The organism is Sphingobacterium sp. GW821-FHT03E03, from assembly GCF_059420745.1.
This window is the reverse complement of record NZ_JBWKUH010000005.1, coordinates 57,070-77,507: the sequence shown is the minus strand read 5'-3', so window position 1 is coordinate 77,507 and position 20,438 is coordinate 57,070. Positions and strand designations below refer to the sequence as shown.

The 20,438-nt window shown below is 39.6% G+C and carries 17 protein-coding genes; 7 read left to right on the top strand and 10 right to left on the bottom strand.

All coding sequences use genetic code 11. The features are described from left to right. Window positions 1-23: 23 nt before the first annotated feature. From AC07UV_RS08180 to AC07UV_RS08170, 3 genes are read right to left on the bottom strand one after another with little or no spacing between them, the layout of a single operon-like run. Window positions 24-1,277: a TlpA family protein disulfide reductase gene (locus AC07UV_RS08180; RefSeq protein ID WP_495183309.1), complete on the bottom strand. Its 1,254-nt coding sequence runs from the start codon at window positions 1,275-1,277 to the stop codon at window positions 24-26. 17 nt (window positions 1,278-1,294) lie between these two features. Beyond that, complete coding sequence (locus tag AC07UV_RS08175) at window positions 1,295-2,647, bottom strand: RagB/SusD family nutrient uptake outer membrane protein (protein WP_495183308.1); 1,353 nt, start codon at window positions 2,645-2,647, stop codon at window positions 1,295-1,297. Window positions 2,648-2,656: 9 nt separating this feature from the next. After that, window positions 2,657-5,851: a SusC/RagA family TonB-linked outer membrane protein gene (locus AC07UV_RS08170; protein WP_495183307.1), complete on the bottom strand. Its 3,195-nt coding sequence runs from the start codon at window positions 5,849-5,851 to the stop codon at window positions 2,657-2,659. Window positions 5,852-6,654: 803 nt separating this feature from the next. Here AC07UV_RS08170 and AC07UV_RS08165 point away from each other — a divergent pair. The 4 genes from AC07UV_RS08165 to AC07UV_RS08150 all read left to right on the top strand — a co-directional run bounded on the left by AC07UV_RS08165 (window position 6,655) and on the right by AC07UV_RS08150 (window position 8,774). After that, entirely contained in the window at window positions 6,655-7,092 is a 438-nt protein-coding gene (locus AC07UV_RS08165; RefSeq protein ID WP_495183306.1) for a helix-turn-helix domain-containing protein, read from the top strand. 11 nt (window positions 7,093-7,103) lie between these two features. Beyond that, complete coding sequence (locus AC07UV_RS08160; RefSeq protein ID WP_495183305.1) at window positions 7,104-7,502, top strand: hypothetical protein; 399 nt, start codon at window positions 7,104-7,106, stop codon at window positions 7,500-7,502. Window positions 7,503-7,655: 153 nt separating this feature from the next. Next, window positions 7,656-8,243 (top strand): hypothetical protein, encoded by a 588-nt coding sequence (locus tag AC07UV_RS08155; RefSeq protein WP_495183304.1) that lies wholly within the window; start codon window positions 7,656-7,658, stop codon window positions 8,241-8,243. Window positions 8,244-8,435: 192 nt separating this feature from the next. Beyond that, window positions 8,436-8,774: a helix-turn-helix domain-containing protein gene (locus tag AC07UV_RS08150; protein ID WP_495183303.1), complete on the top strand. Its 339-nt coding sequence runs from the start codon at window positions 8,436-8,438 to the stop codon at window positions 8,772-8,774. 360 nt (window positions 8,775-9,134) lie between these two features. Here the strand turns inward: AC07UV_RS08150 and AC07UV_RS08145 are convergent, their stop codons facing one another. Together AC07UV_RS08145 and bshC are read right to left on the bottom strand one after the other, a co-directional pair. Beyond that, entirely contained in the window at window positions 9,135-12,314 is a 3,180-nt protein-coding gene (locus tag AC07UV_RS08145; RefSeq protein WP_495183302.1) for a TonB-dependent receptor, read from the bottom strand. Window positions 12,315-12,499: 185 nt separating this feature from the next. Continuing rightward, a complete protein-coding gene (gene bshC / locus AC07UV_RS08140) occupies window positions 12,500-14,089 on the bottom strand; it encodes a bacillithiol biosynthesis cysteine-adding enzyme BshC (protein ID WP_495183301.1) in 1,590 nt (529 codons plus the stop codon). A 246-nt stretch (window positions 14,090-14,335) separates the two neighbouring features. Between bshC and AC07UV_RS08135 the strand changes: the two genes are divergently transcribed. Then, window positions 14,336-15,829, top strand: a complete 1,494-nt coding sequence (locus tag AC07UV_RS08135; RefSeq protein WP_495183300.1) for a hypothetical protein — start codon at window positions 14,336-14,338, stop codon at window positions 15,827-15,829. Between the two features lie 28 nt (window positions 15,830-15,857). Here the strand turns inward: AC07UV_RS08135 and rimO are convergent, their stop codons facing one another. From rimO to rpmB, 5 genes are all read right to left on the bottom strand, one after another. After that, window positions 15,858-17,198: a 30S ribosomal protein S12 methylthiotransferase RimO gene (gene rimO, locus AC07UV_RS08130; protein WP_495183299.1), complete on the bottom strand. Its 1,341-nt coding sequence runs from the start codon at window positions 17,196-17,198 to the stop codon at window positions 15,858-15,860. 94 nt (window positions 17,199-17,292) lie between these two features. Continuing rightward, entirely contained in the window at window positions 17,293-18,255 is a 963-nt protein-coding gene (gene ftsY, locus AC07UV_RS08125) for a signal recognition particle-docking protein FtsY (protein WP_077436836.1), read from the bottom strand. Between the two features lie 135 nt (window positions 18,256-18,390). Further along, entirely contained in the window at window positions 18,391-18,558 is a 168-nt protein-coding gene (locus AC07UV_RS08120) for a DUF4295 domain-containing protein (protein ID WP_257095943.1), read from the bottom strand. 53 nt (window positions 18,559-18,611) lie between these two features. After that, entirely contained in the window at window positions 18,612-18,794 is a 183-nt protein-coding gene (rpmG, locus tag AC07UV_RS08115) for a 50S ribosomal protein L33 (RefSeq protein WP_002998409.1), read from the bottom strand. Between the two features lie 76 nt (window positions 18,795-18,870). Then, window positions 18,871-19,104: a 50S ribosomal protein L28 gene (rpmB, locus tag AC07UV_RS08110; protein ID WP_046672597.1), complete on the bottom strand. Its 234-nt coding sequence runs from the start codon at window positions 19,102-19,104 to the stop codon at window positions 18,871-18,873. Window positions 19,105-19,322: 218 nt separating this feature from the next. On the opposite strand from rpmB, the gene AC07UV_RS08105 reads away from it, so the two are divergent. Then, complete coding sequence (locus AC07UV_RS08105) at window positions 19,323-19,589, top strand: signal peptidase (protein ID WP_495183298.1); 267 nt, start codon at window positions 19,323-19,325, stop codon at window positions 19,587-19,589. Beyond that, window positions 19,573-20,295 carry a DNA repair protein RecO gene (gene recO / locus AC07UV_RS08100; RefSeq protein ID WP_495183297.1) on the top strand — a complete coding sequence of 241 codons (723 nt, stop codon included), beginning with the start codon at window positions 19,573-19,575 and terminating at the stop codon, window positions 20,293-20,295. Before AC07UV_RS08105 ends, recO begins: the two co-directional genes overlap by 17 nt. Window positions 20,296-20,438 lie beyond the last annotated feature (143 nt).

The following is a 20,438-nucleotide window of genomic DNA, read 5'->3' as shown; positions in this document are numbered from 1 at the left end:
AAGAGTGCCCCTTTTCCTTTTTCCTATTTCCCCACTTCTTCTACGACCATAACTTCGATTACTCTACGTGCAGGCACTGCTTCAAGACCATAATATAGCAGGTTACGATTTAGTTGTTCTAACGACGAAAATCTGCTTACTTCCATGATCCCTTTCACTCCCGCCTCGTCTATGGCAGGTGCATATCCCCCAACATAATCGATATAAAAAGCCAGATTCTCACTACCATCTACTTGCATACCATCCTCAGGATTTTTCGCTCCCTCCCTAGATTTTGTTGTTTTTTGGATTACGATAACATCTTTTTCTTTTTTCACTTTACTAACCTTCACACCCAAGAAGGAAACAAGGTCGTTCATCACCAATTGGGCCATCTCCTTCTTCGGTAGGGTATCCTGACTAAAACGCTGATAACAAATCGCATACTTGGTATCCCATATAGTCTGTCCTATTGTGTTCGGCTGATACTCATATATGGACGGATCCTTCACATTCCATTCGATACGCCCAGGTATTTTCAAATATGTAGGCGGGTCAATTGATGCATACAGACGTACAAATGCGTTAAAGATACCAGTATTGATCAGGCTCGTCACATACATTCCCGTTACCGAATCCTTTTCAATGGGTAATCCGCCCTTAAACTGCAAGCCATCCTGATAGCCTGTGATCAATACCTTGCCCTTCAGGTTAACATCGGCCGGATCATGCATCACAGTTTTGGTATTAAAATCATCCTTTACCGGGATATCCAATTTCTCGTTCGCAATAAGTTCGTCGATAAACTTCGGTTTTATATAATCCGGATAAGTGATTGCCTTTACCTTCCCCTTGTAAATAAACACCGTATGTGGCACCCCGTGATAGGGAAAATATTTTTTTAACAACGAGTCCGACACGATTGTGGGCAGATATGCATTTTTCTCCTTGAGGTATTTATTCTTTTTATAAAATTCCGTTATCAGCTCCTTGGATTGCCAAGTCACTGCAAAGATCTGGGCTTTGTCCCCTACTTCCTTTTGCACTTCCTTGACATGGGGCATCAGCTGGATACAGGTAGCACAGTTGGTATCCCAAAAGTCCAGGATCAATACCTTGTCTTTGTAATCATCCAGGTCGACCTTTGTCCCTGAAAAGTTCAATATTTCCATAGCAGGCATATCTGGTACCGTAGCGTTGATTTTTAACTGCTTACTTAAATCTGCCTTTGCGTTATGTTGGCCAAAGCTAATCTGAAAGGCTATCAATAAGCCTAGTGTTAATAATAATGTTCTCATTTTTCTATTTATAAATATTATCGTTTATTCTGTTCTATAGTCGGGTTTAGATCTATTACAGCGCGTGGGATTAAAAAAGCATACTTCGAACTGCCGACCACAAGCTGATAATTCGCTCCGTTGACTTGGCGTTGGGGTACAATCGCTGTCTTATTTTCTTGATTCAACCGTTTCGTATCGGCCCAGCGTCTTCCCCTAAATACCAGTTCGCGTCTTCGTTCTTTCAGTATTTCGGATAGCAGCTTGTCGTTCTCCCAATCGACGGGCACGAATTTTCCCTGTGCGAACCTATTCTTGCGCAGCAGGTTGATATCAGCCAAGGCATCCGTATTTCTGTTCAATCGGGCTGCTGCCTCCGCACGGATCAATAAGATCTCGCTGGACGTAAAGCCTATAAATGCCCCAATAGCGCTCTGGTCGTAATTGGTCTTGTAACCATAGGTTCCGGGATCAAAATCATTGTGCTGGAAGTAGATCAATTTACGCAGGTCAGCATCCCTATAGAGTGCCATCAGGTCCGGATTTATCCGTGCGGCATAGGGGGTTAATGTTTCCGAGTAAAATGTCTGCGACATAAATATGATCTCCGCGTTATTCTTGGGGATGCTCATTTCATCATATATATCCAGTGTATTGTAGTCTAATAAATTTGGCTGCGCCTTCCATGCATCATCCGCGTAGCGAAAGGCACCCGCATAGTCCTGCATATCAAGATACAGGCGAGCCAGTCCTGCATAGGCAGCTGTTTTATTGGGTCTGCTCTTGGCAATAGCCCTTAGCGGTAGCTTTTCTGCAGCCATCTGATAGTCTGACAGAATCTGCTGATAGGTATCCAACAGGCTAGCCCTTCCCTTGGGCAGCTCAAGATCTGGCGTGAATTTCAGGGGTAGCCCCAGTTCCGCGGCCGCCATATTTTTATTAAAGGGCAGACAATAGAGCTCAAGCAACTGCTGATAGGCAAAAGCGCGAAAGAAATGAGCGTTACCCACAATCTCCTTAGCTTGTTGACTCTCCTTCTCCTGCGCGGAAAGCGCATCCACTACGCTGAGTATCTGGTTTGCATAGAAAACCGCCTTGTAGGGCCCCTGCCATGCTGCGGCATTGATCGTGGGCTCATCCGACCAGATGTAGGCATTTCGCTCATCAGGATCCGATACGGAACTCCAATCTTCGCTGTTGAGGTAAAACTCTTCCCCTGCAATTAAATTTGCCGCTGCAAAGCTGCTGTTAAGCACAGAATATTCATTCAATAGCAGTTCGCAGTCTGCTAGCGTACTCGGAATATCCATTTTCCTGTCGGGCTTGAGTTCAAGAAAATCCGAGCAGGAGGCCATCAATAGGCCTATGGTAAGTATGATATAAGTTTTCATATAATCGTGTTAAAAAGAAAAACTAAGTCCCAATGATCCGGCAAATGGGGCGGGCGGATTATTCCCAAATTCGGGGTCTATCCCCCATTTGTTTGCCCGCCATATGGATATGATATTGGCCGCATAGGCGTATACACGGAGATCTTTTAGCCAGCGGTTTTTGGGTGAATAGCCGATCTGAATATCGCGCCATTTGATCTGGTCCGCTGGCGACACCAGGGCGGCAGAATACATATAAAAATTTGCCTCCTGAGCGTTAGCTGGATAGGTAAACACAGGTACATCCGTTATTTTTTCATCCCCGGGTTTCTGCCATCTTTTGGCGTAGTCAGCGTGCCCCACTTGGTTTGTCAGCAGGGTGGAATAGTTGATCGACTTGCGCATAAACTTGTGTCCCAACTGAAAGCTTATATTGAACGAAAAATCCCAATTTTTGTAAGCAAAGCTATTCCGCAGTGATCCAAAGTAAAGCGGCAACGCCGAGCCCGAGTTATGCATGTCGGCCAGCAATGTGCCATTTACGATGGACGTATAGTTGGTGGAGATCTCCCCGTTTTCATAGCCCCGCGGCTTTCCGGTCTCCGGATCCAACCCCGCCCATTTGTAACTGATGATGCTATTCAAATCAGCCCCCTCGATCGGTGTGACATTCATGGAGTATGCTCCAGAGCGGTAATAGCGACCAAGCTGATCGGCCAGATACGATTTTGTCACCTTGGTACGGTTATAGGAAAAAGCCAGATCCGAGCGCCATGAAAAATCTGTAGCATTGATATTGACTGAATGGATCGAAAGATCTATCCCTTTGGCTTTGAGATTGGCACTGTTCACATTGAGCGATGCAAAACCTGTAGTCGGATCTATCTGTGTAGCCGAAATCAGGTCTTTTGGCGTTTTGATATAAAATTCTGCCGAACCGCTAACACGTCCACTCTTAAGACTAAAATCCATCCCCAAGTTAAACATCCCTACTGTCTCCCATCTCAGATTGGGATTTGGCGGGCTCTGCATGCTTGCATAGGGCAATCCCGTCAAAAAGTGATTTTGAGTCGACCGCAGCATAATCGGGTAAGCCGATGTGGCATTGTTTACATTCCCATTTTTACCATAGGTCATGCGCAGCTTGAGTGTAGAAAAGGGGCCATCGGTCAAAAAGCTTTCATTGGAAAGTAACCAGGCTGCACCTATGGACCAAAATGGCTTGCCCCGATCGTTGGCACTGACGCCAAACAAGTTGGAAGCATCCTTGCGCATGCTGGAATTAAAGATGTACCGCTGTTTAAAAATATAAGAAGCATTGGCAAAGTAAGATGTAAAGCGATTGGTTACCTCCGATAACTGCGGGTAATTATTGATCTTGCGGATACCCAGGATACCATTGAGATAAGGGTGATCATGCACAAGGTCTGCTTCCTGATAAGACAGCGTCGCAGGGTCGTAGCCAAAGAATACCGATGAGTGCGCTGTCGAATGATCCTGACGGATCTCACCGCCCAGCAGTATATTGACTTCGTGGGCGTCAGTAAACTTACGGTTATAGTCCAACTGTACCCTTCCCTGCTGTGCATCACTGCTGCCATTTAAGATATAGAGGTAGTCGCCGACCGGATAGTTCCATTTGACAGACTGCTTGTCCCATGATGCGAAATAGTTGATCTCATCGCGTTGGTGCATACTGCCTATCCCCCGCCAATTTTCCTGTTTGGTATCTGCTTTTCTAAAATTATAGAGCAGCGAAAGCCTTAGTTCGGGCAGTATCTGGTAGTTTGCCCCAAATGAAAACATGATCTCCTTGGTATTATCCTTGATCTGTGTTTCGTACAGTTCGGCAAGCGGCTTGTAATTCCAGTCAAGCAGTCTTCCGCCAGCCACGGTATCCCTAAAATCACGGCTCAGGCCCACGGTCTCTACCTCTAATGGATTACCGTTTTCATCCGCAAGGCGCATATAGGGATAGTTGCCATAGCCCGCTCCCATTTCATTGTACTTAATCGGCACCATGGCATCCTTGGTGGTATACTGCGTGTACTGTGTACTGAGATTTAGCTCCAAGCGGTCAATGGGCCGATAGGCCGTCTGGTTTCGGAAAGAGAGTCTATCGGACGAACTGGTAACCACCGCCCCCCGGTTTTTATCAAAGCCAGCCGAGAAAATATTGCTCAGTTTTTGTCCACCACCTGCCAGCTGCACATTATACTGCTGTTTTACCGCCTTGCGATAGATATATTTTGAAAAATCATCCCGCATATCTATCGACCGCAGTTCATTTATTTTACCGGTCAGCTGTGCCTCCGTGATTTTGCCTTCCTGATGGTCTTTGATCAGTTGCACCACTGGGGTGAGTGTATACATCCGGTCATACATCCTACTGTTGTAAAATCCCTTTTCAAAGAGCATCAGCTCCACATCAATAAAATCCGAGGTATTCATCTGTGGGAAATAGTAGAGGTTGGGCTTATTTTCAACGGTTGTATTTGCATTGACGGATACCCTAAAAGGTTCATTTCGTTTTGCTTTCTTGGTTGTGATGATAATCACACCATTGCCCGACTGGGCACCCCAAATGGATGACGCCGAGGCATCCTTTAGGATGGAGATATTTTCGATATCATTGGGGTTGATGTTGTTGAAATTGCCACTATAGGGAAATCCGTCCACCACGATCAGCGGCCAGATGTTAGAGCTGATTGAGCTCCGGCCCCTGACATTGATATTGGGAAATTTACCCCGGTTTTCATCCAGCATCTTTACCGTTGAGATACTGGGCACCACATCTTCCAACCGCGATATAAAATCCATGGATACTTTTCGGTTCAGCAGCTTATTATCCACAAACTCAAAACTACCCGCAGCCCTTTCCTTGGGAATCTGCTGAAATCCCGTACTGACCACTTCCACCTCATCGAGCGTATTCTCTTTGAGAAAAAGGGTGATACTAAGCTTGATATCTACCTGATAATCGACTAATTGGTCGTTATAGCCGATATGAGAAAGCGCTACCTTTCCTTTACGGTCTCTAACCGGAATTGTAAAATTTCCGGTTTTATCGGTTTTGGCACTCCCCTTTTCATCCGGTATCCGTACCGATACACCGACCAGAGGCTTCCCATCCAGAGATGAAATGACGGATCCGCGCAACATTTGCTGTTGTCGCCCATCGGCCCCGCTGTCCTTGCGGGGCGTCTGAGCTGATAAACTAAACATAGAAAACATTACAATACCCCAGAAAAGGATTGACAATTTTAAGCAGTTCGATTTAGTTTGTTTTGGGCAGAGGAAGTCTAAACCTAAAGGCAGTTCACTCCCACCCTTGTAAAAATAATTCATTTTTAAAGGTGTTAATGGCTGTGACCTGCTGGATTAGAATCCTCTTTGATACTTACGAGCGCATCGCTTTTGCTCCTAAGCCTAGCTTAGGTCACAAATAAAAAATGATTGATAATTGCAACCTAAGAGCGTTTGATTGAGATTTTCTAGGTAAATAATAGGGTCGCTACGCTCTTCAAGATTAGGAGAAGTCATGATATGACTTTGCTTGCAGAGCTACTCCGCTGGCTTAATTTTGTTTTTGGTAATTTGCTTTTTTTTCATACTCGTTTTTATTGGTTAACGAGTCTACGAGGAGGGAATATAGCTATAAGCATGGAGCCCCAACCTATGGTTCTGGAGGGCTAGCACGCCCTGAACACGCATAAGAAGGGAACCCCATACTTATAGCATGGGAGTTCTTACTTCTCATCTTGTGTTCTTTAAAAGTGCTAGTTTCCAGAACAAGACTCGAAGCAGAAGCTTCATTTCTTTCTATTTGAAGTTCTGCAAAGTTACTAAATCAAGTAAACTTTTACTACTTTGATTTTTAAATCTATTTCAACAATTATTTATATACAAAATTAAAGAAAAAGGGCAAGTATTACTATTTTTTTTAGTATATTTACCCTCGTAAAAAGTAGCTAAAAACCACTTACCAATTAAACTTTAGTAGTTCAGAATGATTAAATTTGTAGCTTATGGCAAATGAATACATGCGTCCTTTTTTAGAATTGGATAACAAAAAAATAGGACATAAAATTTATATTCAACGAAAAATTGCTGGTCTTAAAGCGTTTGATGTTGCCGAACAGCTTGGTATCAAGGAAGCCGCATATACCAAATATGAACGTGGAGAAACAAAAATTACTATTGATTTTATTAAAAAAATAGCGTTGATTTTTAACATAGACCCGCTCTTAATATTGTCTACAGCACCAGATACGTTTTACTCCCAAATTACGAATTCGACTATTCTCAATGCGTCTCATTTCCAAAATTTCCATGGAACTAGCGAAAAACAAAATGAATCAATTTTGTTTTTGATTGATAATGTCGTACAATTAAACGAACGGATGATGTTGTTGTTAGAAAAATTAGATAATAAAAATTCTGAAACGCCCAATAATAATTTATAATTACATTGATAATGGAAGAAAAAAATATACAGCCAATAGAACTAGATCACAAAAGAATAGGTTTCGAATTCTATCTACATAGGCAAAATTCTGGTTTGACTACGAAAGAAACAGCGCAGGGACTGGAAATTCTAAAGGAAGATTATGAAAATCTAGAAAAAGGAAATGGGAAATTTACTATTGAATTAATTGAGAAAGGAGCTCGATTGTTTAAGAAAGATCCATTGCAGTTCCTTTCGCAAACTTCCAGCCATACATTTAATAATATTGAAAACGCTACTATCCTTAATGCCTCTACCTTCCATACTTTCATTGGAGTGAACGAAAAACAGAATGATGCTATTCTAGCGTTAATAAACAACGTTACAGAAATGAATAAAAAAATATTTGAAATGATTGAGCAAAAGTAATTTTTGCTTTCTATGTGCGGGCAGCTCTCTATTTGTTGCTCGCATTTTAATAAAAATATTAGCCAATTATTTTTTAGTCCTGTTTTCATAAAAAAATGACTAAAAATTTGAAGTATTAAGACATATCAGAGTTTTTGAATTAGAAAAATTATAATGCCAAATTATAAGCATATTTTAAGACGAGAAGAATCAGCTGGTTATTCAGGGAATATTAATGAGAAAAGCATCCCAGTTCTTAAATGTAAGGATTATATTGTTATAGACAAGCCACTAGATGGTGACGCACCAAAGGCGTTTTTAAAGGTATATTCGTTCAAAAAAGGCGGAAAGAGCAAAAAATGCAACCAACAGAGCTGGGAAGCTTATATTGCAAAAACCGGTGAAAAGTGGTATCCACAGGAATCTGTTATTGAATTTATGATAAACAGAATTGGGCAAACTCTTGGATTGAAAATGAATGAGATCTACCTCCTAAAAATCAATGGACAAATCAGATTCTTAAGCAAATATTTTTTAAATCCTAAACGTGAAGTCATGAGCCATGGCGCCGAAATATTTGGTGAATATCTAAACGATATGGAATTGGCACAAGAGATAGCCAATGACAAAAAAAGATCACGAGAAAATTTCACTTTTGAATTTCTAGTTGGGGCTATCGAACATAAATACCCTCATTGCCATCAGACTATAATCAAAGATATAGTTACCCAACCTTCCTCTCCAAAAATATTACACCTCTGAAATAGGAAAAAAGACACTCCGTCTTTCACAGGAAGAAGAATTTTTAACAGGCGATATACGAAAAGCTTAAAGAATATGTACTCGAAGTTATTTCGGAGAACTTGGGGAAATTTTTAAGCGAGAAAGTAGATGTAAGATATATTCACTAGAATTTTTTTTTATTTTCCTATATTTACTTAACACATATTCGAGATGAACGCATTAGGAAAAAAAATCAGATTACTTAGACACCAAAAAGGGTGGACCCAGGAGGATACTGCAAAGCAATTGAACATCTCAGTTCCGGCATTTTCCAAGATAGAAACAGGAATCACAGATGTTAATCTGTCTCGCCTAAATCAAATTTCAAAATTATTCAATTTGACAGTTATACAACTATTATCTACTTCTGACGCACAAGAAGATAAAGAGTATGTCGATGAGGTCAATGTACTAACACTAAAATTGCAACAACGCGATAGCGAAATTATCGAACTTCAGAAAAAGGTCATCGATCTTTACGAGCATTTGTACAAAGATAGTGGGCTTTAAAATTGTTACTTAAAGGCGACTATCCACATGGTTATTTTTTTTATAAGTAAGGGAACTGCTCATACTCCGTCTTTCAACGCCACGATTAACCTGTATTTCGTACGTCGCCTTCACTTTGGGCTTAAGTGGTCTATCTACTAGCATCTAGGATTGCTTCGGTCTTTACGATGATTATGCTTTTCGAGCTATTTGTTCATCCCACTGAACAACTTTTCATAAACTCCTTTGTTTGTCAGTTTTTAAATAGGAAGATAAGAAGGCTCCTTTCCTATTTATAAAACAGATACTTTCAAGAAAAACGACACCCACAAAAGTCTATTAATTTTGAGGGCATCGTTGTATTTTTATTCCTTTATACAATTAGAACGAATACCTTAATCCCAGCTGAAATTGGTATGGATTTCCTGATGGAGAAACTACCCCGGTATTGTTCACAATATAATTAAATTGCTGCTTTACGGCATCAAATTGCGCTAAATCTTTACCATCTTCACCTTTTCCGCCCAAGGCATATAATTTCTGATTGCCAATAGCTTCATTTACACCCCAGGTTTTCTTAAATAAGTTGGCAACATTGAAAAGATCTCCTGATATTTCCAACGCATGATTTTTATATAGATTGAATTTTTTGGCAATCCGCAGATCTATTAAACCATAAAAACCATTTATCCCACCATTACGTTCTGCTATTTTACCTTCATATTTCTTGATATAGTCTTTAAGACTTTGGCTCGCTTCAGGGCTATTGAGCAGCTTATTCAAACCGTCTGCCAAAGCTGTGGCTGTATTTTTATTGTTGGGATCAAAAATAAAAGCTAGATCATTATCACTTGCAACAAAATCTCCATTGACATTCGCCCCAGCCAGCAGGCTGTAGCGTGTGCCGCCGATACCCGAATAGCGCACACCTACGCTAACGCCATAAAATGTCGGTAGCGTACCATAAATAACGATCTTATTACGGAACTGGTTGTTTGAATAGCTTATCTTGCTTAAATCCCTCGGGTCATCTTTCACCGCCAAAGACAGTGTAGCTGTATTGGCCACATTTCCATTGAAAGAGGTATTGTCCTTGGCATCATTCCAGGTATAACTTACGGATATGGATCCATCTTTGTAGTATTGATAGCTTGCATCCAATACGACGGCAAATTGATTAACTTTTCCTTCAGAATTCAATTCCAAAACACGTCCATACTTATTAGAGATCCTTCCTTGCTTCCAATCTGGAGCTCCTTGTGCAATTGTTGAGGCAGGAACGAATACTCCCCTGTTATCTTCATTCGCTAATCTGAAGAAAGGATCTTTCACCATATTACGATCGACGTACATATAATTATTACGTCCCAAATTCATATATCCCGAAAGGCTGGCTTTCAGCTTCTCAGTAAAGAAATGTGTGTATGATATATTTGCTTTATACACCACCGGAATCTTTGCATCTGGCCCATAGGTATTAATAGTCGGTGTTTGAAGCTTTTCCAATGTCGGTGTAGTCGAAGGATCTTTTCTGTACCCTATGAAATCTGGTGTTGGCACGTCTTTCCCACGCACATCAACCGTAGCAAAATGCTTCCCATCAAAAGTAAGGTTATTAATGGTCATATAGTTATTGATATCCGATGCGAAGATCCCCCCACCTACACGGAAAAAGTCTTTACGTTCCTCATTTACATCCCAGGTCATTTGGAAGCGCGGTTGTATCACAAAGGATTTCAGTTTATAGTCTGTACGTACGCCGACTTCTTTTAGTAAGTCTTCGTTTAGTGGCGAAGTTGGATAATGACCATAATCCAATCTTAATCCTGCTACTAAATCCAGGCCTCTTGCGAGTTTGGTCTGCAATTGTCCGTAGATTCCTGCATTAAATATTTTGCCAATAACGGTTGGATCGGCTACTAAGGGAACCTCGCGATAATAGTTATATGGTATCATTGCTTCGAAATTCTGCAATGCCGTGTTACCTTTATCAGTCGGTCTAAAGTGGAAGCGACCATTCACCTCACTCCCGTAAATTGAGTTGGCATGGGTATACATCAGGTCAACACCGAATGTATAATTGATATTATCGGTGCTGTAATAGATATTGTCAACCAATTGGAGTACATTATTTTTAAATGATTCCTGAGCAAAACGATGTCCCCCTAACTGTAAGGTAGCCTTCTTATCTGCTCCGCCAACTTTCGACACCACATCTTCTACAATTGCACGTGGAATATTCTGGCTAGGCAGCAGGTCTCCAGGGCTACTTTTTTGGTACGTATACAAGTGCTGTACTTTCAATTCATTAGTCACCCTAGGCGAAATAGTACTTCTTAAAGTAGCTAAAAAACTGTTATCAATATTTTTATCATTTCCATAAGATTCAAAAATAGCTGGCTTATTGTCTTCGAGCCCGAGTTTATTCAAATCATTCGTAAAATTATTACGGATCGTCAATAGATTTTTATCATTGATCTGCCAGTCTATACGGCCGAAAACAGCATTAGAGGGGCGTTTTTTATTGAAAGACCCAAATTGACGCTCATTTCCTAACCCATATTTACTTCGACCTATATTTACAAATTCATCCAAAGATGACTGTGTTAAATTTAAACGTGCTTCATCTGCTTCTGAAGCGATATCGAGTACCAATAGAGGGCGTGCATCCCGCTGGTGATCCCAAGCCACGAAATAATGTAATTTATCTTTTATAATGGGGCCGCCCAAAGTAAATCCATATTGATAGGTTGAAAAATCGTTGACACGCTTCTCTCCTTTAATATTATAAGGACTGGACAACCAATCCGCCCGAGAATATAACCAAGCACTGCCCTGAGTCTTATTTGTTCCCTGTTTTGTCACTGCGCTCACCGTTCCACCACCTGCTCTTCCGTAGGTGACGTCATACTGGTTGGTCACGACTTTAAACTCCCGAACTGCTTCAATAGAGATTGAAAAAGGAGCACCACTCCGACTTGTTGTCGAACCCGCAGAGGTTGGGTTTTTCGCGTTCATACCATCTATCGTAAAATTGGTAGAAGACCCTAACTGACCACCAATATTATCGCCTTTGCTTAAGGGAGACAGATCCATTAAAGACGTAAAGTTACGACCATTGACAGGTAGCTTTGCGATATCCCGGGCCGTCACCGCAGTGGCAGCGCCAAGGTTTTCAATTTTATTTTTCAATGTACTTACTCCTGTAAGCTCAACCGTCTCTAATACGTTGGATGCATTCTGAATCGGAATATTTAAGCGAATCATATCGCCCTGGTTTAATGTGAAACCCGAACGAACCTGTTCGCCATAGCCTATAAAGGTAACTTTGATAATATATGGCCCCCCGAGTGGAAGTTCCTTAAAATTGAAATCGCCATTGGCGTTGGTGGATGTTTTGGTGGTAAAACCTGTAGATTCGTTACGAACCTCTACTGAAGCTCCATGAACCCCTTTGTTATTCTCGTCCGTAATCTTTCCGGAAAATCCTGCTTGGGTTGTTTGCGCATACAAACCTGTTCCTATTGCAATGGCACAAGTCGTAAGTAATATTTCTTTCATTTAGTTCTTGGTTGTAATACGGCAACAAAACTACTTCGATAGTATTAACAGAAGCTAAACGAAATATTATGAAATTATAAACAAAGCATCATAAAACACTATATGAAAAAATAACGAAGCAAAAATCAAAGTTTCTTCCCCCTACTTGCCTGATATTCATAAAAAAGTCAGTAAAACACTGACTTTTAATATAATATCGTGAATTTAAAATCTAGGGGATTAAAGTATTTATAGAGATCTCTAAAAAGGTTATCACCATATTTTACATACAACAAGGCAAAATTTTCAGATCGCTCTTGTAATCCTCCTCCGGGAAAGAGCTTCTCCTTTACGTTATCAATATCTGCCAATGCATGCTGATGGTTTCGTTTTTCGGCTTTCATCAACTTTTTCTCTAGATTGTTCATCGCCTTTTTCAAACGAGCTTTTATCGCCTCGGTGCTCGGTCCTAGACTAGGATCAATTTTGTGTGTACGTAACCTTATCTTTCCAAAGATCGCATTCAGTTCCATCCATTCATCATTAAGATTCAATCTTTCCTTCGTATGACGACGCACATACTCTTTCTTCAAAACCTCCGCAGGGCGAAAAATGCTTTTGAAGGTTAGATCGACCCGGAAAAGCTTAGCAGCCACATTATCTTCGGTAATCATGGCTGAATTGCGCGGAATTAAGATCGGGAAATCTATTTGGTACTGATCAAAATTAGATTTTAATTGCATCCAATAGACCATTTCCGCACCACCACCAATATAAGCCAAATTAGGAAGGATAATTTCCTGATACATTGGGCGCATTACCACATTTGGGCTAAAACGTTCGGGATGGGCGTCTATTTCTTTTTCCAGCTCTTCCTTGGTAAAATATATATTTTGATGCAGAACCTCATATCGGCCATCTGCAGACAGAACCAGGCGTTCTCTAAATTCATCGGTCAGATAGAAGAAATTGATCTCCCGGGCATGTACCTGTGTAGAAAACCCTTTCGCTTCCAGTTCTTTCGATCTGTCTGTAATGGCCTTAAAACTATTTTCGGATAAAATATCCGTTTTGATGATCGGCTTAAATAATTCCTTCAGTTCTTTATCATCTGCATCAATAATCAAAAGACCATAGGATTTAAAAAGTTCGTTCACCATATAACGCGTCGCATCAGCTAACCTGGTGTGTTTCAGATAAGCTTGCTCTACAATACGTGTGAGGTTAGCAGAATTGTCTGAAAGGCCAAGGATATTGGTGTATTGCTTTACCGCATCAACAATGGAGGCGGTATCCATACGTCCTGTAGCGGATACCGCAGGTGTCTCCCATGCTATTTTTTTCCCATAGACCTTGGTATGATTAATTTCTTCAAAATCATGGTCCTCAGTCGCCATCCAATATACCGGGATAAAGTTTTTGTCCGGATGTTTGGCCCGCAGGTCTTCTGACAGACGTATCGCTGTCATAATCTTAAATATAAAGTACAACGGCCCTGTAAAGATATTCAGTTGATGACCTGTGGTAATCGTATAGGTATTCTCCTGCAACAACAAATCTATATTTGCGGCGACAGTGGGAGAATCCTGCAACAAAGTCGCATATTGAGCTTTTAGGCGCTCCACAAGAATGGGGCGGTGGCCAAAATGCTTTTTTTCGTGCAATTGCTTCTCAAAACCGTCAAATGTAGGCCAGTGTCCAACAAACGGTTTCAGTGCCTCGTCATGGGCCAAATAGGCCAGCAATGTTTTGGAGAAACTGTTTGTCTCACTATATTCGATATAAGTTGCTTTCATATATGCTTATTGTACGATATACAAATGTATTTAGTTTGAGCAGACAAAATACTGATTTTTAATAAAAAGCTCATTTCACTTTTAAATTATATCATTCTATTGACAATTCATTCGAATCACAAGTTTTGTTTACAAATGAAACTCATTATTAATCAGCAAATAAAAAGATAAAATAATATTAACAATTACATCACAATAAACACCCAAATTGCCATTAATATATTTTTTACAAGATTAATTTATTTTATGACAACAAAACTCAACCTCAACTTTTATCATCTAACAATGGTAATTGTCGTTCTTTTACTATTCGCCTGTAAAAAAGACGAAAATGTTATTCCAGAGCCTAAATTGGAAATCAGTCCCAAAACGAAGGCAAGCAGACCTTTGTTACCTGGTGATGTAAATTTATTACCTACATGGGATTGGACCCAAAATAAATGGACGACATACTTTAGAAACTCAAGTGGTAGTATAGGAACCATCACGACTTTAAATCCGTTTATTGACGGAAGTCAAAAAGTCTATGGTAGTGTAAATATAGATAAGGCTGACATGACGCCAGCCCAGGGTTGGATGTTAGTTTCGAGAGATTTCGGAACCACTACTGATGCAAATTCGTATCCGTTCATTATTCTCTATAATAAATATAGAGGTATCTTAAGAGTGTGCATTTTAAGAACAAACGATGTATTATCTTCCTATCAAGAAATTTCTCTTGGTTTTGCCCAAAACTCAACTTATCCAAAACTATTTAAATATGCGGTTGGCGATGACGCCAATACGAACTCTATCCAAACTGCTATTACCCAAGCGGGAGTTAATGAATGGATGATTGGTGATTTCGATGTAAGCTGTTACGACAACTCATTTGACACCTATTCTTCATTTGTAATTAATTTGAGAGAAATAGCAGAATCAAATATATCTTTAGAGGGGAATATCAATCTCCAAGGAACAGCCCAACCAGTAACATCTAGTAAAACCGGACCATTAGGACAAATTAATGCCATTGCAGGATTTTACTCATCAACTGCAGAAGGCATTTCAAAAATTACCAAAACTACAGCTAGCTCTATCCAAGATCTGATGACGTCAGGTGGTGCAGGTGCTTTATTAAAAACTTTTTATAAATTATTTACTGGATTCTCTGGTGGGGGCGGATCCGCCTCTGTTTACAATATTAATTTAAAAGGTCCCATCAAATTAAATGGTAAACTTACAACCTCATCACCGAAGACTTCATTCAGTGTATATTTAAAGAGTTTACCTTCAGTAAGTGGGTATCGGGCCGTTCAAAATATTCCATGGGGAATATTTTCAATTGATAAGTTGCAAACCTTTAGCGATAGTGAGCAGACCATTACGAAATGGGTTTTAAATCCTGGAGATTTGGATCCTAGTGAGACTACGGTGGGATATTATCGAAGTGTTCAATTTCAACCAAATTTTATCACCAATTCATCTTTCACTATTAACCCAGCTGTTGCAGATGCTGTGCAAAGCATAGAGTGTGTAACTATTGAACAAACAGATGATGTGGTAGATGAAAATGGGAATGTGATCGAAAGCTCTTCGGGAAAAATTAGAACAACATATGATATAAGTAATTTTGAAAATCTCGAAACCTTTCAAAATCGAATCATATATCTTTCCGCAAAAAATAACTATTATATAGCTATAGGCATAAAGATCACTTTCAAAAATGGGTCGGTGGTATACAAAGTTATCAAAGTATAACTTTTATTAAATAGTAAAGGGTAACTTTTTATTTACCCTTTACTATTTCGCCATAGAGATCGAAATCTTCCGCACGATCTATTTTTACCTGAACAAAATCTCCAATCCGTGCATAGGAACCAGCTGTGGAAATCAGCACCTCATTATCCACTTCTGGCGAATCATATTCTGTCCGTCCGATAAAATAATCGCCGTCCACACGATCTACCAGCACTTTATACGTATTACCTACTTTAGATTGATTAATCTCATAAGAAATACCTTGTTGAACCTCCATAATAGCCTCAACACGTTCTTCTTTTACTTCTTGTGGAACATTGTCCGCTAAGGTGTGGGCGTGCGTCTTCTCCTCATGTGAATAAGTAAAACAGCCCAAACGGTCAAAACGGGTTTCCTCTACCCATTCCAACATCTCCTGGAAGTCTTGCTCGGTCTCCTCTGGATATCCACAGATTAATGTTGTTCGCAATGCGATATTCGGTACTTTGTCGCGAATGGCATTGACAAGATCAATCTGCTTTTGTTTGGTCGTCCCTCTGCGCATAGACTTCAACATTGGGTCAGAGATATGCTGCAATGGCATATCCAGATAATTACAAATATTTGAACGTTCATTCATTGCGTCCAAGATATCCATTGGAAAACCAGAAGGATAGGCGTATTGTAAACGGATCCACTCAATACCGTCCACGTCAGATAGATGACGCATTAAATCAGAAAGATTACGTTTACCATAGATATCCAGTCCATAATAGGTTAGATCCTGCGCAATTAAAATCAACTCTTTAGTTCCATTTGAGGCTAAAAATTTAGCTTCTTTAACCAAGTCATCAATTGATTTGGAAACGTGCTTACCACGCATTAATGGTATTGCACAGAATGAACATGGGCGGTTACAACCTTCTGCGATCTTAAAATAAGAAAAGTGTGAAGGCGTCGTCAATAAACGTTCACCCAACAATTCGTGGCGGTAGTCAGCTCCAATGGAGGATAATAAATCCGGCAAATCATTTGTCCCAAAATAAGCATCCACACTCGGTATTTCCGCCTGTAATTCTGGCTTATAACGTTCAGAAAGACATCCTGTTACAATCACCTTATTGATCTTACCTTGATCCTTTAACTCCGAATATTGTAAGATTGCATCAATAGATTCTTGTTTAGCATTGTCAATAAAGCCGCAGGTATTGATGACAACAATATCATTCTCCTGTATATTTGAGGCTTCATGGACAACTTCCATCTGGTTACCTTTCAACTGGCCCATCAGCACTTCACTATCGTGAATATTTTTCGAACAGCCCAAAGTAACCACATTGACACGTGGTTTATTGATCAAAGGGACAGATTTCGTATATTTTGTCTTCATATGATTAGAAGGGTTTGTCGAGAAAAAAAAGGGGCTGATTAATCATTCCTAAGCAAAGAATGACAACCTTATTTCCGACAATTGTTTTAATTTTCTATTTGAAAAGGGAGTCTACAAATTCCTTTTTATTAAATAATTGGAGATCGCCAATTTTTTCGCCTACACCAATGTATTTCACAGGAATCTTAAATTGATCGGATATCCCAATGACGACACCGCCTTTTGCTGTTCCGTCCAATTTCGTCAGCGCCAAAGCGTTTACGTCTGTCGCTTGTGTGAATTGGGTACATTGCTCTATGGCATTTTGACCTGTTGAAGCATCTAAGACCAATAAAATTTCATGCGGCGCGCCGGGAACAACTTTTTGCATGACATTTTTAATTTTAGTCAATTCATTCATTAAGCCAACCTTATTATGGAGACGACCGGCGGTATCAATAATACAGACATCTTCGCCATTCGCTACAGCAGATTTAACTGTATCATAAGCGACCGAAGCGGGATCTGACCCCATCGCCTGTGCAACAACGCGCACGCCAACACGTTCACCCCAGAGTTTAAGCTGATCTACAGCAGCAGCACGAAACGTATCCGCCGCACCCAAAACCACTTTACTTCCAGCCTGTTTAAGTTGATGAGCAAGTTTACCTATTGTAGTAGTCTTTCCAACACCGTTCACCCCGACCACCATAATTACATAAGGTTTATGATCTCCGTAATTAAAGTTTTCAAAATCTGAGCTATTATTTTCCGCCAGTAAAGTCTGAATCTCTTCTTTCAGTAAATTGTTCAGCTCAGAAGTGGACACATATTTGTCTCTTGCAACACGCGCCTGTATACGGTCGATGATTTTTAAAGTCGTTGTAACCCCCACATCAGAAGTAACCAAAACCTCTTCCAGATTATCAAGCACGTCGTCATCTACAGTCGATTTACCAACTACGGCTTTCGTTATCTTGGAAAGAAATCCTTCTTTTGTTTTTTCCAAACCTTTATCTAAGGCTTGTTCTTCTTCTTGTGTTTGTGGTTTTTTCTTAAAAAAATCAAATAATCCCATGGAGTGTTTAGTGAAAATTGATGTCCAAATATAAACAAATGTCCTCAACAAAAAAAGCCCTTTCGGTAGGATACCAAAACGGCTATTTTTTATCGAATTCTTTTTAAAGAAAAACTTTAAAAAAGGAAAATGCTACTAGTTATTTTTTTGAGCTTCTGCAACTACGTCTTTCACTTTATCATTGTGAATCATACCTTCTTTGAAAGTATACGCGCCAGTTTTCGCAGATTTAGTAGTAACAATAACCTTTGTAAATTCTTTACCGCCACCTTTTTGTAACGATGCAACTGCTTTCTTTGCCATGGTATTTAAATATTTTTACTCAGCCCTCTATTGCAAGTGCTAAGATGGGTGAATTACTTAATTTCTTTATGAACAGTAACTTTTCTCAATACTGGGTTGAATTTTTTCAACTCTAAACGCTCAGTTGTGTTCTTTTTGTTTTTAGTAGTGATGTAACGAGACATTCCCGGAAGACCACTTTCTTTGTGTTCAGTACATTCTAAGATAACTTGTACTCTATTTCCTTTTTTAGCCATTGTTTTACTTTATTTTGATCCTAATATAGGATTGAAATTCATGAATAATCTTAATGTAACAGGCGATAAATCAATATTAAATTGATCCTTTAACGATAAATTTATTGATCGCAGCTGTGATACCGTTCTTGTTGATGGTCTTGATAGCAGAAGTAGATACTTTCAACGTAATCCAACGATCTTCTTCTGGAATGTAAAAACGTTTAGTTTGTAAATTTGGATAGAATTTACGTTTAGTTTTAACGTTTGAGTGAGAAACGTTATTTCCTGTTAACGCTGCTTTGCCTGTTAAATCACAAATTCTTGACATGATATTATCTTTTTTGTTGTCTTTATTACAATATGTTAATCCTTTGCACTCTCTGCAAAGAGTTTGCAAATATCTATATTTTTTTTTAGATAAGCAACAACATTATGGGAATTATTTTTAAAAATAGTTCTACACAGGAATGGTATGGGCAAAAATAAAGCATTTTATTGTATTATATTTGCTCTGTAAAGAAAAATAGTTTTCAACAATTCACATTTATGAACAAATATCTTCGCAAGGGTCTAAGAGAAATAATCATTGGTGTATTATTGGTTATCCTAGGTTATTACCTGATGGAACAACGATCCAACTGGTATAAATTAGCCATGCTCGTCGGAGTGGTTGCATTTAGCATTGGTTTCCTCACATTAATTTATAGAATGATTCGAAAAGTGGACCGCAATGCAATTATCGAAATGCGTGGAGAGGCTCATAAGGAGGATATTCCCAAAAAAGACAAGGAAGAAGATGCTGAACAAAACTAGAGCTGTCGTCTTAAAAACAACAAATTATTCGGAAAGCAGCCTCGTCGCGCAACTATATACCGAGTCATTTGGCATGCAATCTTATCTCATTGCTGGTGCACGTAAGCCAAAAGCAAAAATCAAAGCCAATATCTTACAACCTTTACATCTACTGGAAATCATAGCAACACACAAGGACAATGGCTCACTACAGCGCATTTCGGAAGCTCGCCAAACGCCGGTATTGCAAGAGATACCCTACGACATTATAAAAAGCTCACTGGCGCTCTTCTTAAATGAAATCTTGTATAAAGTACTAAAAGAACAGGAAAGTGACCCCTATTTATTTGAATTCATCCATCAGTCTATCCGATGGTTAGATGAAACCCATTTAAATCTAGCCAATTTTCATCTGGTATTTCTAATCAAACTGACACGCTTTCTTGGCTTTTATCCGACCGCATCCAAACAGTCTCTGCCCTATTTTAACCTACATGAAGCAACATTTTCAAACAGTCTCCCAGAACACCCGCTTGTACTTCAGGAACCACATACTTCAATTTTCCGGGATTTAATAACATCAGAATACTCAAATTGTGATCATATCAAAATGTCTAGTACAGACCGACAATTTTTATTGGAAAAGTTACTGGATTTCTACCGTCTTCACCGCACAAATTTCAAGGAGATAAAATCGCTCTATATACTTGAAGAGATTTTTCGGTAGTGCTGTACAACTGTTATTATAAATAGGTCATCCCCAAGACAGACCTGTACATTTGGAGGAATAAAAAGATACACTCAATGGGAGACCAATGAGCACATAACATTAGGATCTATTTTAAATTAATATTAAATTGAGCCCAATGG

Coding starts and splice junctions, on each gene's coding strand:
- AC07UV_RS08120 (WP_257095943.1), bottom strand. CDS start 18,558: ATGGCAAAGAAAGCAGTTGCATCGTTACAAAAAGGTGGCGGTAAAGAA.
- AC07UV_RS08135 (WP_495183300.1), top strand. CDS start 14,336: ATGACAACAAAACTCAACCTCAACTTTTATCATCTAACAATGGTAATT.
- recO (WP_495183297.1), top strand. CDS start 19,573: ATGCTGAACAAAACTAGAGCTGTCGTCTTAAAAACAACAAATTATTCG.
- AC07UV_RS08160 (WP_495183305.1), top strand. CDS start 7,104: ATGGAAGAAAAAAATATACAGCCAATAGAACTAGATCACAAAAGAATA.
- ftsY (WP_077436836.1), bottom strand. CDS start 18,255: ATGGGATTATTTGATTTTTTTAAGAAAAAACCACAAACACAAGAAGAA.
- rpmB (WP_046672597.1), bottom strand. CDS start 19,104: ATGTCAAGAATTTGTGATTTAACAGGCAAAGCAGCGTTAACAGGAAAT.
- rimO (WP_495183299.1), bottom strand. CDS start 17,198: ATGAAGACAAAATATACGAAATCTGTCCCTTTGATCAATAAACCACGT.
- AC07UV_RS08165 (WP_495183306.1), top strand. CDS start 6,655: ATGGCAAATGAATACATGCGTCCTTTTTTAGAATTGGATAACAAAAAA.
- rpmG (WP_002998409.1), bottom strand. CDS start 18,794: ATGGCTAAAAAAGGAAATAGAGTACAAGTTATCTTAGAATGTACTGAA.
- AC07UV_RS08105 (WP_495183298.1), top strand. CDS start 19,323: ATGAACAAATATCTTCGCAAGGGTCTAAGAGAAATAATCATTGGTGTA.
- bshC (WP_495183301.1), bottom strand. CDS start 14,089: ATGAAAGCAACTTATATCGAATATAGTGAGACAAACAGTTTCTCCAAA.
- AC07UV_RS08170 (WP_495183307.1), bottom strand. CDS start 5,851: ATGTTTAGTTTATCAGCTCAGACGCCCCGCAAGGACAGCGGGGCCGAT.
- AC07UV_RS08175 (WP_495183308.1), bottom strand. CDS start 2,647: ATGAAAACTTATATCATACTTACCATAGGCCTATTGATGGCCTCCTGC.
- AC07UV_RS08145 (WP_495183302.1), bottom strand. CDS start 12,314: ATGAAAGAAATATTACTTACGACTTGTGCCATTGCAATAGGAACAGGT.
- AC07UV_RS08155 (WP_495183304.1), top strand. CDS start 7,656: ATGCCAAATTATAAGCATATTTTAAGACGAGAAGAATCAGCTGGTTAT.
- AC07UV_RS08180 (WP_495183309.1), bottom strand. CDS start 1,277: ATGAGAACATTATTATTAACACTAGGCTTATTGATAGCCTTTCAGATT.
- AC07UV_RS08150 (WP_495183303.1), top strand. CDS start 8,436: ATGAACGCATTAGGAAAAAAAATCAGATTACTTAGACACCAAAAAGGG.